General features: G+C 67.2%; 12 protein-coding genes. 2 read left to right on the top strand and 10 right to left on the bottom strand.

Annotated elements, in window-relative coordinates:
- Nucleotides 1-46: 46 nt before the first annotated feature.
- A complete protein-coding gene (locus HAV22_RS01645; protein ID WP_166855820.1) occupies nucleotides 47-1090 on the top strand; it encodes a Rieske 2Fe-2S domain-containing protein in 1044 nt (347 codons plus the stop codon).
- Nucleotides 1087-2040 carry a PDR/VanB family oxidoreductase gene (locus HAV22_RS01650; protein WP_166855822.1) on the top strand — a complete coding sequence of 318 codons (954 nt, stop codon included), beginning with the start codon at nucleotides 1087-1089 and terminating at the stop codon, nucleotides 2038-2040. Before HAV22_RS01645 ends, HAV22_RS01650 begins: the two co-directional genes overlap by 4 nt.
- A gap of 39 nt (nucleotides 2041-2079) precedes the next feature.
- On the opposite strand, the gene HAV22_RS01655 is transcribed toward HAV22_RS01650, so the two are convergent.
- The 10 genes from HAV22_RS01655 to HAV22_RS01700 all read right to left on the bottom strand — a co-directional run bounded on the left by HAV22_RS01655 (nucleotide 2080) and on the right by HAV22_RS01700 (nucleotide 12610).
- Nucleotides 2080-3057: a fumarylacetoacetate hydrolase family protein gene (locus HAV22_RS01655; RefSeq protein ID WP_166855824.1), complete on the bottom strand. Its 978-nt coding sequence runs from the start codon at nucleotides 3055-3057 to the stop codon at nucleotides 2080-2082.
- Between the two features lie 10 nt (nucleotides 3058-3067).
- Nucleotides 3068-3880 (bottom strand): cyclase family protein, encoded by an 813-nt coding sequence (locus HAV22_RS01660; RefSeq protein ID WP_166855826.1) that lies wholly within the window; start codon nucleotides 3878-3880, stop codon nucleotides 3068-3070.
- A 9-nt stretch (nucleotides 3881-3889) separates the two neighbouring features.
- Nucleotides 3890-5020, bottom strand: a complete 1131-nt coding sequence (locus HAV22_RS01665; RefSeq protein ID WP_166855827.1) for an FAD-dependent oxidoreductase — start codon at nucleotides 5018-5020, stop codon at nucleotides 3890-3892.
- Nucleotide 5021: 1 nt separating this feature from the next.
- Nucleotides 5022-5351 (bottom strand): Rieske (2Fe-2S) protein, encoded by a 330-nt coding sequence (locus tag HAV22_RS01670; protein WP_166855829.1) that lies wholly within the window; start codon nucleotides 5349-5351, stop codon nucleotides 5022-5024.
- 1 nt (nucleotide 5352) lies between these two features.
- A complete protein-coding gene (locus HAV22_RS01675) occupies nucleotides 5353-6330 on the bottom strand; it encodes a VOC family protein (protein WP_166855831.1) in 978 nt (325 codons plus the stop codon).
- A 25-nt stretch (nucleotides 6331-6355) separates the two neighbouring features.
- Entirely contained in the window at nucleotides 6356-7516 is a 1161-nt protein-coding gene (locus HAV22_RS01680; RefSeq protein WP_166855833.1) for an alpha/beta hydrolase family protein, read from the bottom strand.
- A gap of 17 nt (nucleotides 7517-7533) precedes the next feature.
- Nucleotides 7534-9768: a TonB-dependent receptor gene (locus HAV22_RS01685; protein ID WP_166855835.1), complete on the bottom strand. Its 2235-nt coding sequence runs from the start codon at nucleotides 9766-9768 to the stop codon at nucleotides 7534-7536.
- 239 nt (nucleotides 9769-10007) lie between these two features.
- Nucleotides 10008-11153 carry a Gfo/Idh/MocA family protein gene (locus HAV22_RS01690; protein ID WP_166855837.1) on the bottom strand — a complete coding sequence of 382 codons (1146 nt, stop codon included), beginning with the start codon at nucleotides 11151-11153 and terminating at the stop codon, nucleotides 10008-10010.
- Nucleotides 11150-12220 (bottom strand): sugar phosphate isomerase/epimerase family protein, encoded by a 1071-nt coding sequence (locus tag HAV22_RS01695; RefSeq protein ID WP_166855839.1) that lies wholly within the window; start codon nucleotides 12218-12220, stop codon nucleotides 11150-11152. Before HAV22_RS01695 ends, HAV22_RS01690 begins: the two co-directional genes overlap by 4 nt.
- A 9-nt stretch (nucleotides 12221-12229) precedes the next feature.
- Nucleotides 12230-12610, bottom strand: coding sequence for a C-glycoside deglycosidase beta subunit domain-containing protein (locus HAV22_RS01700; protein WP_166855841.1), 381 nt, complete (start codon nucleotides 12608-12610; stop codon nucleotides 12230-12232).
- Nucleotides 12611-12616: the final 6 nt, after the last annotated feature.

A 12616-nucleotide genomic window follows, 5' to 3' on the forward strand; every position in this document is an offset into this window, starting at 1 on the left:
ACATTCAGTACACTGAAGATTAACGACCGGAGACAGGAGACGAACGATGTTCCCGAAAAACGCATGGTACGTGGCATGTACGCCCGATGAAATCGCGGAGAAGCCGCTGGGTCGGCAGATCTGCGGCGAAAAAATCGTGTTCTATCGCGGCGAGAAAGGCAGGGTCGCAGCGGTCGAGGATTTTTGTCCGCACCGCGGCGCCCCGCTGTCGCTGGGCTTCGTCCGCGACGGCAACCTCGTGTGCGGCTACCACGGCCTGGAAATGGGCTGCGAAGGCAAGGCCGTCGCCATGCCCGGACAGCGCGTGCGCGGCTTTCCCTGCATCCGCAGCTATGCCGTCGAGGAGCGCCATGGTTTCGTCTGGGTCTGGCCCGGCGACAGGGAACTGGCCGACCCCGCGGCCATCCACCACCTCGAGTGGGCGGACAATCCCGAATGGGCGTATGGCGGCGGGCTGTATCACATCGGTTGCGACTACCGGCTGATGGTCGACAACCTGATGGACCTGACCCACGAGACCTATGTGCACGCGTCGAGCATCGGCCAGAAGGAGATCGACGAGGCGCCCGTGACGACGAAGGTCGAAGGCGAGCAGGTGATCACGAGCCGCTTCATGGAGAACGTCATGGCCCCGCCCTTCTGGCGCGCCGCGCTGCGCGGCAATGGCCTCGCCGACGACGTGCCGGTCGACCGCTGGCAGATCTGCCGCTTCAGCGCGCCCAGCCACGTGATGATCGAGGTGGGCGTCGCCCATGCCGGCAAGGGCGGCTACCATGCTCCCGCGGAATACAAGGCGTCGAGCATCGTCGTCGATTTCATCACCCCCGAAACCGAAACGTCGCACTGGTATTTCTGGGGCATGGCGCGCAATTTCAAGCCGCATGACGCGGCGCTCACGGAATCGATCCGCACCGGCCAGGGCAGGATCTTCAGCGAGGACCGCGCCATGCTCGAACTCCAGCAGCAGAACATCCTGCGTCATCCGCAACGCAAGCTGCTGATGCTGAACATCGACGCGGGCGGCGTACAGTCGCGCCGCATCATCGACCGCTGGCTGGCGCGCGAGCAACAGGCGGAGCGGACGGCATGAGCACCATCGACGTCATCGTCGCCGCCCGCACGCGCGAGGCCGACGGCATCTTCAGCTATGAACTGGTAAAAGCCGACGGCGGCGCCCTGCCGGCGTTCGAGGCCGGGGCCCATATCGACGTGCATCTCGGCGACCGGCTGGTGCGCCAGTACTCGCTGTGCAATCCCCCATCCGAGACGCACCGGTACGTGATCGGCGTCCTGCGCGATGCCGCGTCGCGCGGCGGCTCGCAGGCGATGCACGAGCGCGTGCAGGCGGGCACCCGGTTGGCCATCAGCGCACCGAAGAACCACTTCCCCCTCGTGCCGGCGCGGCGCACGTTGCTGCTGGCCGGCGGCATCGGCATCACGCCCCTCCTCGCGATGGCCGAGACGCTGGCCGCGCGCGACGCGGCGTTCGAGCTGCATTACTGCGCCCGCTCGGGCGCGCTGGCCGCGTTCAGGGAGCGCATCCTGGCGTCCCCTTTCGCGCGCCGCACGCATTTCCACTTCGACGACGCGCCGGGCGGGAAGCTCGATGCGGCCGCCCTGCTGGCGCAGCCGGAGGCGGACGCCCGTCTCTACGTCTGCGGCCCGGCCGGCTTCATCGAGCACGTGCTGGCGACCGCACGGGCGCAGGGTTGGGTGCAAACGCAGCTGCACGTCGAGTATTTCGCCGGCGCGGCCGTCGACACGCGTGCCGACCACGCCTTCGACGTCGAGCTGGCGTCCAGCGGCAAGGTGGTCACGGTGCCGGCCGGCCGCACGGTCATCCAGGTGCTGGCCGCGCATGGCGTCGACATCCCGTATTCGTGCGAGGAAGGCGTGTGCGGAACATGCCTGACCGGCGTCCTGGACGGCGTCCCCGACCACCGCGACATGTACCTGACCGACGAGGAACACGCGGCCAACGACCAGTTCACGCCGTGCTGCTCGCGCGCCCGGAGCGCGAAACTCGTCCTCGATCTTTGACGCGCGCGCCCTGCGCCGGTCGACCGGCGTACGCGAACCTTAGGCGCGCACGACGCGCTGCTCGATGACGCCGAACGGCGCCTCGCCCTCCGCGCCGCGTGCGCACATGCGCACCCGGTCACCGAAGCGCATGAAACCCGTGCGCGGTTCACCGTGATCGATGATCTCGATGACGCGGCGCTCCGCGATGCAGGCCGAGCCCACGGCACGGTCGGCATTCGACACGGTGCCCGAACCGACGATCGTACCCGCGCCCAGCCTGCGCGTGCGCGCCGCATGCGCGACGAGTTCGCCGAAGCCGAAGTTCATCTCGCGGCCGTTCGGACGGCCGAACGACTGGCCGTTCCACTCGACCTGCAAGTCCAGATGCACGCGGCCATCCCGCCATGCCCCGCCCAGTTCGTCCGGCGTGACGGCGACGGGCGCGAAGCTCGTCGACGGTTTCGCCTGCAGGAAGCCGAAACCGCTCTTCATTTCGCGTGGACCCAGCGCGCGCAGGCTCCAGTCGTTCAGCTGCACGACCAGGCGCACGGCGTCCAACGTCCGCGCGGGCGTCGCGCCCATCGGCACGTTGTCAACGATGACGCCGAACTCGCCTTCGAAGTCGATGCCCAGCGCCTCGTCCGGCAGCGGCACGTCGTCGTGCGGACCGAGAAAATCGTCGGAAGCGCCCTGGTACATCACCGGCACCGTCTCGAAGTCGGGGATCGGCGGCGTGTTGAACGCCCGCTCCATCAGGCGGCCGTGGTTCAGGAACGCGGACGCGTCGCACCATTGAAACGTGCGGGGCAGCGGCGCCATGCAGCGCCGCGGGTCGAAGTCGACGCTGCCCGCGGCCGCCCCCTCGTTCAGCATGTCGGACAGGCGCTGGAGCGCGGGCGCGGCGCTGTTCCAGCGCTCCAGCGCGACGAGCAGATTCGGCGCGATGGTGCCCGCATCGACGGCACGTTGCAGGTCGCGCGACACGACGACCAGCCGGCCGTCGGGCGAGCCGTCGCGATAGGTGGCAAGCTTCATCCTCGCCTCCTCAACCGCGCGGCAACGCGAGCAGCGCGTCGTCGACGATGGCCACGGCGCGCGTCCAGCCGGCCGACCCCGCGCGCACCTTGTGCGGGAAGCACGAGACGTAAAAGCCGTGGCCCGGCAGCGCTTCGAGGTTGTGCAGCTTCTCCAGGTGGCAGTAGCCGATGTCGCGGCCGGCCTTGTGGCCTTCCCAGATCAGCGACACGTCGCCCGTCTCGGCAATTTTCTTCGCCGTGTACGAAAACGGCGCGTCCCAGCTCCACGCATCGGTGCCCGTCAGCCGCACGCCCCGCTCCAGCAGATACATCGTCGCCTCGTAGCCCATGCCGCAACCGGCCGACACGTAGTCGTTGTGGCCGTAGCGGCTGCCGGCGCGCGTGTTGACCATGACGATGTCCAGCGGCTGCAGGTCGTGGCCGATGCGCTTCAGTTCCGCTTCCACGTCCGCCGCGGTGGCCACGTAACCGTCCGGGAAGTGGCGGAAGTCCAGTTTCACGCCGGGCTGGAAGCACCATTCCAGCGGCACTTCGTCGATGGTGATGGACTTTTTCTTCTCGCCCGTCTTCGCATCCATCGTCGAGTGGAAGTGGTAAGGCGCGTCCAGGTGCGTGCCGCTGTGCGTCGTCATCGTGACCCACTCCGCGGCAGCCGCTTCGCCGTCCGGATAATCCGCCGGCGTCGTGCCGGGGATCATGGCCATGAATTCGTGCAGCGTGTCCTGGTGCTTCTGGTACGTGATCTTCGGCGCCAGCGGCGGCGGATCCGACAGGGGTTCGTTTTCCAGGTAAATCGACAGGTCGATGAATTGGCGGGTCATGGTGTCTCCTCAGATGGGCGCCGCCAGCGCGGCCAGCGTCGCGCGCATGATGCGGGCATGTTCTTCCTTGTCGCCACCGGCGATCTCGATCTCGCCCAGGCGGCTCGAGTTCTGCACGACCGTGCGGCAGCGCTCCCAGCGCCGTGCCAGGTAGCGGTCCAGCGCCTGGTCGATGCTGCCGGCCTTCGACAGCTCGTCGGCCAGCACGAGCGCGTCCTCGATGCCGATGCAGGCGCCGGACGCCATGTGCGGCGTCGTCGCATGCACCGTGTCGCCGATCAGTACGACTCTTCCTTTGTACCAGGGGCTCGGCATCAAGAGGCTTTCCAGCGGGCGGTAGATGATCTGCGAATCCTCGTTCAACGCATCGCGCACGCGCTGCAGCCGCGGGTCGGGGAACGGTGCCAGCAGTGCTTTCACGCGCTGCAGGAATTCGGAGGGGTCGATGTAGTCGTTCGTCGCGCGGTCTTCCGTCACGAACAGATACATCGCGTCCTTCGACACGGGGTTCAGGCCCGGCTTGATCTTCGCTCCCAGCCACATCATCGTGCCGTCGATGTCGGCGGGACGCGGCAGCACGGCGCGCCACACGCCCTGGCCGGTGTACTGCGGCTTCGGCGCGTCCCGGAACACGGCGTCGCGCACTTTGGAATACAGGCCATCCGCGCCGATCACGAGGTCGTAGCGGCCGCCGGTACCGTCCGTGAACGTCACGTCCACGCCGCACGCATCCTGCTCGATGCGCGTGAACGTGCAGCCGAGGCGTACGTTCGCGCCGGATGCGCGCGTCGCATCGGCCAGGATGCGTGCCAGCGTCGGGCGCATGATGGCGCCGTTGCCCGGCACGTCCGGGCCGGCCAGGCGCGGCGTCGGCAGTTCCGCGACTTTCTGGCCGGTCGGGATATGGATCGCGACGCCATCCGACGCCGCCCCTTCCGCCAGATACGCGTCGATGACGCCCAGCTGCACGAGCGCGCGCATCGTCGCGCCGCCCAGGCTGATGCCGGCGCCGTACGAACGCCAGCCGGGGTCGATCTCGACCAGGTCGACGCCGATGCCGCGCTTGCGCAATTCGATGGCGGCGGCCATGCCGGAGAAGCCGCCGCCGATGATCAGAACCTTGTTGACTGGCGCTGCCATGTCATGTCTCCCGAATGTGGATCTCGTTATCGTCGACAACCAGTCCGACCGAGTGCAGGCGCTGCCCCAGGCATGGCCCGAGCGTGCAGATGCCCGTCGCGACGTCGAACTGCGCGCCGTGAGCCGCGCACACGATGCGGTCGCGCGCGGCATTCAGGTATTCGTCCTTGCGCCAGGCCATCGGCGTGCCGCCGTGGTGCGGGCAGGCGTCGCGCCAACCGAACACGCGCTCATCCTGGCGGACGACGAGCACCGTGTCCTGCCCCGTGCGCGCCGGATCGAAGCCGCGTGAATCGCCGTCCGGCAGCTCGTCGAGCCGGCAGAGGAACACGTCAGTGCCTTTCGCCGGCGCCGGCGGCACCCCGCGGCGGACCGCCCGCTCCGGGTGGTGGTCCACCCGGAGCCCACTTGTCCCGCTGCTGGAACAGGAACAGCTGCGACGCGTCCGCACTCATCGGAATGGCGCGCGCCGCCCACTGGTCGTCGTGCAGGTCCATGTCGGCATCGTACTCGACATGGCAGCCGAGCGGGCTGTTGAAGTACCAGAACCAGTTCGAGCCCATCTTGTGGCGGCCCGGCCCCCAGAACGACTGGTACCCCTTGTTCACGAAACGCGTGCCGGCCTGCAGGACTTCCGTCGGGCCGCCCATGTGGAACGTGAAGTGTTCGCAGCCTTTCATGAACGGCGGGGTCTGGATCAGGAACAGCGTGTGATGGTCGTCTGTGCCGGCGGGTTTCAGGAACGGACCGGCGCCCAGCAGGCGGTCGGTGCAGGCAAAGCCCAGCCGCTCGACGTAGAAGGCTTCCGCCTTCGCCGCATCCGGCACGAAGTAGACGACGTGCGACAGCGTGCGCGGCTTGGCGGGCGCATTCTCGTCGACGGCCGTGTGGTTGACCGGACGGTTCGGCGCACCGGGCGCGTTCACGGCTTCGGCGGGCAGGTCGAGCGGACGGCGCACCGTCACCTGGAAGCCGAGCACGAAGCCCATGTCGTCCACCGTCTCGAGGCTGCCGTCTTCCAGCGTGCGGACGTCGCGGTCGCATTGCAGTTCGGCTGCGATGGCGGCCAGCGCTGCGGCATCGGCGACGCCGTAGACCGTCTTGCGCAGCATGCTCGCCGTGCCGAGACCGGCGGGCAAGGTTGCATCGTCCTTGTGCTTAACAACGATGGCCGTGCCGTCCAGCGCCTCGAAGCGCCCGCCTTTATTGTCGACATCGACGGGGTCCAGGCCATAGTCGGTCAGGTATTGCGCGCACGCGGCGACGTCGTCCACGCCAAAGACCAGCGCGTCGGGTCCGATGATGTTCATGTGATTCTCTCTGTCGTGTCGTGGTTCAGAGGGCGGTGCGGCCGCCCAGGGTTTCGGCCACCCAGTCGGCGATGTATGCGCCGGCATTGGCCGAGTTGTCGAAGCTGGAGTGCTGCACGCCGCCTTCGCGGTCCGTGAACACCTTCAGTTCGCGTTTCGGGCTGTTGACGAGCTGTTCGTACGTGCGCTCGGCCCAGTGCAGCGGAATCTGCGAGTCCTTCTGGCCGTGCGTGACGAGGAACGGCACCTTGATGCGGTCCAGGACGCCGTCCAGGTGGACGTGTTCCGCGATCCGCATGAATTCAATCATGTCCTTCGCGCCCCACACCCAGCGCACGTGTTCCCAGTAGTGCGGCACGGGGAAGCTGCCCTCCTTCTCGACGCGCTTCTTCTGCACGTCGCGCCAGTCGTGGTTCGCGCCCCAAACGACGCCCATGGCGAAACGCGGCTCGAACGCGACGGCCCGCGGACAGAAGTAGCCGCCGAGCGACACGCCTTCCAGGCCGATGCGCTGGGAGTCCACGTCGGCGCGCGTCTCCAGCCAGTCGACGACCTTGCTGGCCCAGCGCTCGCTGTCGTAGACGGCGTGCATGCCCTGCAGGCGCAGCGCCTCGCCGGTGCCCGGCTGATCGATGACGAGCGAGGACACGCCCCGCGTCGCCAGCCACGCCGGCAAGCCCACGCGGTATTTCATCTCCTTCGTGGAGTCCAGGCCGTTGACCTGGACGAGGATCGGTGCCGGGCCATCCACGTTTTCGGCGCGTACGTACAGGCCGTAGAGATGCGCGTCGCCGTAAGGGATCTCGACGCGCTCGCAGTTCTCGCCGGTCAGCTTGACACCCCGGGCGAACACGTCGAGGAACCGGCGATACAGTTCGATCCGGCCCGGTGCACCGTGCGCCTGCAGCCGTTCCGCCGTCAGCAGGTAGATCGCAGCGCGGTTGTACTTGTCGCCGGCGGAGAAGAGGCGGCCGCGCGCCTCGTCTTCCTCGGCCAGGCCGCACAGCTTGTCGGCCATTTGCGACCACGTGTCGCGGAACGCCTTCGTGCCGACGGCGTCGGGCTGCTTCGCCGCCTCCTGCAGCGGCGCGCACATCGCTTCGATCTCGCCGATCCGGGCACCCATCTCGATCGCGAGATCGACCGACAGGTTCCAGACGTAATTGGTGGGGAAATACTTGAACATGCTCGATACCCGTGACGTCAGAAGTTGTAGCCGACACGTACGCCGTAGGTACGCGGGTCGCTGATAAAGAACCCGCCCGGCACGCGGCTCTCGATCTTGATCGTGTCCTCGATGTTGCGCACGTAGCCCTGCACGGTCCAGTGGCCCGCGCCGTCGGTCCAGGTGACCGACGCGTCCGACTTGTGCGTGGCCGGCTGGCGGTAGCGCACGTTCGCGGCCAGGTCGCTGATCAGGTACGAGCCCATGAAGTGCGTGCCGATCGTGGCCGCCACCTCGCCGCCGCTGGCGACCGCGAAGTGGTGGGTGTACGCGAGGTTCGCGGTGGAGCTCGGGGCGCGGTCGAGGTGCTGTCCCGAGTAATCGACGGTCGCGGACGGCTTGTAGTTCTTGAACTGCGCATCCGTGAGCGACAACGACCCGCGCAGCTCGCCGTCGTCGCCGACGCGGACCTTGCCTTCCAGTTCGGCGCCATCCACCTTCGAGTTCGCCGCGTTCACCGTGTACGAATCGCAGGTGCTCGGGTCGTTGGTGCGGCACGACGTCGTCGTCAGCTGCTGGTCCTTGTAGTCGTAATGGAAGACGTTGGCCGCCACCTGCAGCGTGTTGTCGAAGAAGCGGCCTTTCACGCCGGCCTCGTAGGCACGCAGCGTCTCCGGCTTGTACGAACCTGCAGCCTTGGCGCTGTTGAAGCCGCCGGCCTTGTAACCCGTCGACACGTTCGCGTACACCATCACGTTACGCATCAGGTCATGATCGAGGCCGACCTTCCAGCTCGTATTCCGGAAGCTCACGTCAGCCGTGTAAGCCTGGTCGCTGAACGTGGAGCCGGGATTCGCCGCGGCGCCGCCCAGCGGATCGTCGCCCGTCTTGCGGTCGCGGGTGCCGCGCAGGCCCAGGGTAAGGCGGGTGTCCGGACGCAGATCGTAGGTCAGCTGGCCAAATGCCGCTTTCGATTTGTTGGTGATGACGGAGTCGAACGGCTGCGTGACCGTGAAGCTGCCGAACGGCGCCGTGATGAACGTGTTGAAACTCGCGCTGCGTTCGATCGTCTCGTTGAAGTAGTACAGCCCGGCGACCCAGCGCAGCGGCCCAGTGCCCGTCGAGTTGAAGCGCAGTTCGTGCGAGATCGCATGGCTGTTACCCGACAACGGGTTGGTGAACGGGAAACCGAAGTAGACACCATTGTTCACCTGGTCCAGGTACAGGTTCATGCTGGCCAGCTGGTACGTCATGTCGACGGCGCCAATGCGCGTCTTGAATTCGCCGCGGAACGAATCTGCGCGGTTGTCGCGGTGCGCGTTCGCATCCTGCTTGAACAGCGCTGCGGCCGTGCGCTGCGTATCCGAGCCGCGGTCGACGTAGACCGGGTTCGCGATATTGTTGCCGGTGCCGGGGGGCGAGAACGGCAGGTTCTCGACCAGGGTGCCGGTAAAGAAGTTCGTGTTCGGCACGGGCGCGGGCGGGCCGCCCTGGATCTTGCTCGACTCGGCCGTGAGCAGCAGGCTCGTGTCGGCGCTGAACTTGCCGAGCAGGTGGATGCGGGCCGACTTGTCGTCCTGGCTCTCCAGCGGCACTTTGTTCGGGCCCGGGTTCAGGTAGGTGTCGTGCTTTTGCAGGTCGACGGCGGCGCGCAGGGCCCACATGGCGTTGATCGGCAGGTTGATCATGCCGTCAAGGCGGCGGGTGTTGTAGTTGCCGATGTCGACGCTCACGCTGCCTTCCAGCTTGTCCGACGGCTTGTTGGTGATCAGGTTGATGGCGCCGGCCGTCGCGTTGCGGCCGTACAGCGTGCCCTGCGGGCCGCGCAGCACTTCGATGCGGTCCAGGTCGAAGAACGCGGCCGTCTGCGCCTCGTAGCGCGGCACGTAAGCGCCGTCGATGTGGAACGCGGCGGACGGGTCGCCTTTCTCCGTCATGTCCAGGCTCGTCACGCCCCGGATCGCCACCTGCAGCATGCCGCTCTCCTTCGAGATCTCGACGTTCGGCAACATCTCGGCCATCGAGCGGGCGTCCGTCACGCCGGCTTCCTTCAGGTCTTCGCCGGACATCACGGACAGCGCGACCGGCGTCTTGCTCGCCGGCTGCGCGACCTTTTGCGCGGTGATGATCACTTCCGTGATGCCTTTCGACTTCACTGCGGGTGCGGCATCGGTTTTCGGTTCATCCGTCTGCGCCATGGCGGCGCTTGCGGCGGACAAGTAACCTGCCGCGAACAGGGATTGCGCGAGGACGGACAGCGTGGGGCTTTTCATTATGTGTCTCCAATTAATCCGGCAGTTCTGTGGGCTGCCGTGGGCTGATGTCATGCGAAAAATCTTATGTGTTTCCGGCCGTTTCCCCAATCCGATAATTTGGATTCGAGCTATCGATGCGGTGGATATACGGCCTGAGTGGCATCGACGCCGCGGCGAGCGACACGTGCCGCTGGGGCGTGCGCAACCGCCGGACGCGTCGAGCACGTCCGGTCGGAATCGCGTTACGACATGGGATATCAGTGCGCCGGCAACGGCACCCAGGCCCCTCCTTCGCACGACGACGCCTGCACCGTTTCGATGAACAGGACACCGCGCAAGCCGTCGTCGATGGTCGGGAACCAGGCCTCGCCCGGATCGGATCCGTCGCGCCGTCCCACCAAATGCCGCGCCACTTCCGCGTACAGCGCCGCGAACGCGTCGATATACCCTTCCGTATGCCCCGCCGGTACACGGCCCATGCGGCGCGCGGCCGGATGGGTGCCCGGTCCGTTCCGTTCGAGGATGCGCGTCGGCTCGCCCAGCGGCGTGTACAGCAATTCGTTCGGCTGCTGCTGGCGCCATTCGATGCCGCCGCGGCTGCCGAACACGCGGATGCGCAAATCGTTCGCGTGACCGGGTGCCACCTGGCTGGCCCACAGCATGCCGCGCGCGCCGCCGGCGTAGCGCAGCATCACCTGGACGTCGTCGTCGATGGCGCGCCCAGGGACAAAGGTGTTCAGTTGCGCGCACAGGGATTCTACCGGCTGGCCGACGATGGTATCGGCCAGATGCCACGCATGCGAGCCGATGTCGCCGATGGCGCCGCCGCCTGCACGGGCGGGGTCCGTGCGCCACGCGGCCTGCTTCTGGCCCGTCTGTTCCAGCGGTTCCGCCAGCCAGTCCTGCGCATATTCCACCTGCACGACGCGGACGTCGCCCAGTTGTCCCTCCTGCACCATCGCGCGCGCCTGGCGCACCATCGGGTACGCCGAGTAGTTGTGCGTGACGGCAAAGATCAGGCCTTTTTCGTTTGCCAGCGCCCTCAGCGCGCGCGCATCGTCGCTGTTGGTCGTCACGGGCTTGTCGCAGATGACGTGGATGCCCGCTTCCAGGAACGCGCGCGCCACGGGCGCATGCATGTGGTTCGGCGTGACGATGCTCACGACCCCGATACCGTCCCCGCGCACAGCTTCCGCGCGTGCCATCTGCGCGTAGTCGGCATAGACGCGCTCAGGGTCGAGTCCGAGCGCCGCGCCGGAGCGACGCGACGTGTCGGCATTCGACGAAAACGCGCCGGCGACGAGTTCGTACTGGTGGTCGAGCGCCGCCGCATGGCGGTGCACAGCGCCGATGAATGCGCCCTCGCCGCCGCCGACCATGCCGAGGCGGAGGCGGCCGTTCATTGCGCACCTCCCGCGATGCCCAGCAGGCGCGCGTTGCGGTCCGCGTCGCCGGCGCTGCCCGCGAAATCGTCGAACGCCTTGTCCGTGACGCGGATGATGTGGTCGCGGATGAAGCGCGCGCCCTCTTCCGCGCCCTGTTCCGGATGCTTCAGGCAGCACTCCCATTCCAGAACGGCCCAGCCGGGGAAGTCGTACTGCGCCAGCTTGCTGAAAATGGCCTTGAAATCGACCTGGCCGTCGCCCAGCGAGCGGAAGCGGCCGGCGCGCTCCGCCCACGACTGGTAGCCGGAATACACACCCTGGCGCGCATCGGGCCGGAACTCGGCATCCTTCACGTGCACGACCTTGATGCGCTCGTGGTAGCGGTCGATGAAGCCGAGATAATCCAGCTGCTGCAGCAGGAAGTGCGACGGGTCGTAGGCGATGTTCAAACGCGGATGGTAGTCGACGCGCTCCAGCAGCATCTCGAACGTGGCGCCGTCGAACAGGTCCTCGCCCGGATGCAGTTCGAACGCGAGGTCGACACCGGCGTCGTCGTACGCGTCGAGGATCGGACGCCAGCGGCGCGCCAGTTCGTCGAACGCCGTCTCGATCAGGCCCGCGGGCCGCTGCGGCCACGGGTACACGAACGGCCACGCGAGCGATCCGGGAAAGCTGATCGACGCTTTGAGTCCCAGGTTGGCGGACGCCTTCGCCGCCAGCAGCATCTGCTCCACGGCCCAGCGCTGGCGCGCGGCCGGGTTGCCGCGCAGCTCGGGCGGCGCAAAGCCGTCGAACGCCTCGTCGTACGCGGGGTGCACGGCGACCAGCTGGCCCTGCAAATGCGTGCTCAGCTCCGTAATGGCCACGCCGCTTTCCGCCGCGATGCCGGCGATCTCGTCGCAATACGTCTTGCTTTGCGCCCCGCGGGCCAGGTCGAACAGGCGGCGGTCGTTGGAGGGCACCTGCACGCCCTTGTAGCCGAGCGAGCCGGCCCAGCGCGTGATCGCCTTCCAGTCGTCGAAGGGCGCCGTGTCGCCGGCGAACTGCGCGAGGAAGATCGCGGGTCCCTTGATCGTCGTGGCCATGGCGCCTCCTTATGCGACGGCGAGTTCGGTCGTGCAGGACGTCACCGGACTCCAGGGCAGATACGAGATGCGCAACTGGACTGCGGCGGTCACGGTGTGCTTTCCGGACGCGAGGCGCCCGGGGACCGACACCTCGGCCACTTCGCCGAATTCCCAGCGGTCGTCGTAGGTCGTCTCCAGCTCGTCCAGCGTCCACGTCTTGCCGCGCACCGTGAAGCGCACGTCCTCGCGCGGCACCTTCGCGCCATCGACGGTGAGCGCGATGTCTTCCACGGCCGACAGCACCTGGCCGCGGTAGTAAGGCAGGCGCACGCCCACGTGCCAGCGGGCGCCGTCCGCTTCTTCTTCGTTATGCAGCGAATCCGGATAGATGATGTGTTTGTCGTACATGCCGCG

Source organism: Telluria antibiotica, assembly GCF_011682055.1.
Taxonomy (GTDB): Bacteria; Pseudomonadota; Gammaproteobacteria; order Burkholderiales; family Burkholderiaceae_D; genus Telluria; species Telluria antibiotica.

Excerpts from the sequence above, each read along its gene's own strand:
- HAV22_RS01645 (WP_166855820.1), top strand. The coding sequence starts at position 47 with ATGTTCCCGAAAAACGCATGGTACGTGGCATGTACGCCCGATGAAATC.
- HAV22_RS01650 (WP_166855822.1), top strand. The coding sequence starts at position 1,087 with ATGAGCACCATCGACGTCATCGTCGCCGCCCGCACGCGCGAGGCCGAC.
- HAV22_RS01655 (WP_166855824.1), bottom strand. The coding sequence starts at position 3,057 with ATGAAGCTTGCCACCTATCGCGACGGCTCGCCCGACGGCCGGCTGGTC.
- HAV22_RS01660 (WP_166855826.1), bottom strand. The coding sequence starts at position 3,880 with ATGACCCGCCAATTCATCGACCTGTCGATTTACCTGGAAAACGAACCC.
- HAV22_RS01665 (WP_166855827.1), bottom strand. The coding sequence starts at position 5,020 with ATGGCAGCGCCAGTCAACAAGGTTCTGATCATCGGCGGCGGCTTCTCC.
- HAV22_RS01675 (WP_166855831.1), bottom strand. The coding sequence starts at position 6,330 with ATGAACATCATCGGACCCGACGCGCTGGTCTTTGGCGTGGACGACGTC.
- HAV22_RS01680 (WP_166855833.1), bottom strand. The coding sequence starts at position 7,516 with ATGTTCAAGTATTTCCCCACCAATTACGTCTGGAACCTGTCGGTCGAT.
- HAV22_RS01685 (WP_166855835.1), bottom strand. The coding sequence starts at position 9,768 with ATGAAAAGCCCCACGCTGTCCGTCCTCGCGCAATCCCTGTTCGCGGCA.
- HAV22_RS01690 (WP_166855837.1), bottom strand. The coding sequence starts at position 11,153 with ATGAACGGCCGCCTCCGCCTCGGCATGGTCGGCGGCGGCGAGGGCGCA.
- HAV22_RS01695 (WP_166855839.1), bottom strand. The coding sequence starts at position 12,220 with ATGGCCACGACGATCAAGGGACCCGCGATCTTCCTCGCGCAGTTCGCC.
- HAV22_RS01700 (WP_166855841.1), bottom strand. The coding sequence starts at position 12,610 with ATGTACGACAAACACATCATCTATCCGGATTCGCTGCATAACGAAGAA.